Origin of the sequence: uncultured Jatrophihabitans sp., from assembly GCF_964246335.1 — a bacterium.
Taxonomy (GTDB): Bacteria; Actinomycetota; Actinomycetes; order Mycobacteriales; family Jatrophihabitantaceae; genus Jatrophihabitans.
The window spans coordinates 48,156-48,868 of sequence record NZ_CAXTQF010000023.1; the positions used below are offsets into that span (position 1 = coordinate 48,156).

Genomic DNA, 713 nt, shown 5'->3' on the forward strand with positions numbered 1-713 from the left:
GGCTCGAGCGGGCCGACACCCACCATCGTCAGGCGAAGCTCGGGGAGGCCGCGAAAGGCCTCGGCCACCTCGAGCGGACGCTTGTAGGACACGAGCCGGTGCACCCAGAGAAAGCGCGCGGGGTCGCGCGGCACGTCAGGGGGGAAGTCGCCGACCGCCACCGGCGGCGGCGCCGAAGCCGAGACGGAACCGGCCCGCAAGAGCGCGGCGCGCAAGACCCGCGCCCGCAAGGCTGTGGTCACCCCGGCTCCCGAGACCGTCGACGCCGAGGTGGCCGCGGAGCCGGCGGCCGCAACCGCGGAGCCGGCGGCCGAGGAAAAGCCGGCCAAGGCCACCCGGAAGCGAGCGGCCAAGAAGGCAGCCACTCCTGCGGCTGGTGCTCAGCAGGCGGACGGAGCTGCTCCGCAGCAGGCCGATGGAGCTGCTCCGCAGCCCGCGGATGCCCAGGCGGCTGCCGCTCCCGGCGTGCTGTTCCAGGCCCCGGTCGCCGAAGCTACCCCACGCCGGAGGGCAGCAAAGAAGACAAAAGCTCAGGCTGAGGTCGAGGCTTCTGCCGGCGACGCGGCCGACGACCCGGCGATCTGGGTCGACCAGGAGGAGCGCGCCCGTGGCTCACGCCTGGTCGGGATCGTCTTCGGGGCACTGGGCGTCGCTGTGCTGCTCGGAGTCGACCTCGGCGGCGAGGGCGACCAGTTGCTGGGCGGGCTTGCGGT

1 protein-coding gene is annotated in these 713 nt (G+C 73.8%); it reads left to right on the top strand.

What is annotated here, in order from left to right; translation table 11 throughout:
• Positions 1-270: 270 nt before the first annotated feature.
• Positions 271-713 (top strand): phytase (locus tag ACFFCN_RS08980; RefSeq protein WP_375490822.1); only part of this gene is annotated, 443 nt, incomplete at its 3' end.